This is a genomic window from Hydrogenophaga electricum (assembly GCF_030160815.1).
GTDB classification, from domain to species: Bacteria; Pseudomonadota; Gammaproteobacteria; order Burkholderiales; family Burkholderiaceae_C; genus Hydrogenophaga; species Hydrogenophaga electricum.
The window spans coordinates 1-1,096 of sequence record NZ_BSPB01000134.1; the positions used below are offsets into that span (position 1 = coordinate 1).

Here is a 1,096-nt window from a genome sequence, read left to right on the forward strand (position 1 = left end):
GACTGAGTAACCGTCTTGGAAGTCAAGCGCTGTGAAGCGATTTGTCCCAAGGTTTGCCAGTTCGGACCATGGCATTGAGCGTGGTCAGCAGCTTGCGCATGCAAGCGACCAAGGCGACCTTGGGCAGCTTGCCCGCGGCCTTCAGTCGCTCGTAGAAGGCCTTGATGGCCGGGTTGTAACGCGCGGCCGTCAGCGTGGCCATGTACAGCACGCGCCGTATCTCGAAGCGCCCACCCTGCACACGGCGCCGGCCTTTGCTGTTACCCGAATCGTTGGCCATGGGCGCCACGCCCACCAGAGCGGCGATCTCGCGCCGGTTGAGCTTGCCCAGCTCGGGCAGCTCGGCGATCAGCGTTGCACTGGCCACCGGCCCGATCCCCGCAGTGGACTGCAGCAAGGCGTCCAGTTCCCCGAAGTGCTCACGCACGTGGGTGAGCATCTGAGCTTCGATCTCATCGAGCTGCGCCTTGATCGCCGCCACGATGGCCTCGATGCTGGCGTGCAGCTTCTTGGGCGTGATCTGCAGGCGCTGGCGCTCCGAATGCAGCATGGTCAGCAACTGACGCCTGCGCGTGACCAGGGCCGCCAGCCACTGCTGGCGTTCATCGGCCAGAGGGCGCAGGAAGCGGCTGAGGTCCTCGCGACGCAGCAGCACCGAGCCCAGCTCGGCCAGTATGCGCGCGTCCACCGCGTCGGTCTTGGCCAGCCGTCCCATGGACTTGGCAAAGTCGCGCGCCTGGCGCGGATTGACCACTGCCACGGGCAAGCCCGCCGCCTGCAACGCACAGGCCAGAGCGGCCTCGTAACCGCCAGTGGCCTCCATCACCACCAGGCCAACACCCAGGGGCTTAAGCACCGCAGCCAGCGCCGAATGGCCCTCGGCATCGTTGGTCAACCGCTGGACATCGCTCTTGGCACCCAACACAAAAACATCCACGTGCGCCTTGGCCACGTCGATGCCTACCGTCACTGACGAAACAGACATGATCTCCAGATCCCTTGCTTGTGCATGCGCACTCATCGAAGGCGCGCGTAACCGTTCGGGCTTCACGAAGACCAGCGCGGCGGCCGTGCGTTCTGTACTCAGTCACGGGCT

Annotated in this window: 1 protein-coding gene; it reads right to left on the reverse strand. The window is 65.0% G+C overall.

Annotation, left to right across the window (positions count from 1 at the left end):
• Positions 1-22 precede the first annotated feature (22 nt).
• On the reverse strand, positions 23-985 hold the full coding sequence (locus tag QQK43_RS23120) for an IS110 family RNA-guided transposase (protein WP_370465348.1): 963 nt from the start codon (positions 983-985) through the stop codon (positions 23-25).
• Positions 986-1,096: the final 111 nt, after the last annotated feature.

Coding starts and splice junctions, on each gene's coding strand:
- QQK43_RS23120 (WP_370465348.1), bottom strand. CDS start 985: ATGTCTGTTTCGTCAGTGACGGTAGGCATCGACGTGGCCAAGGCGCAC.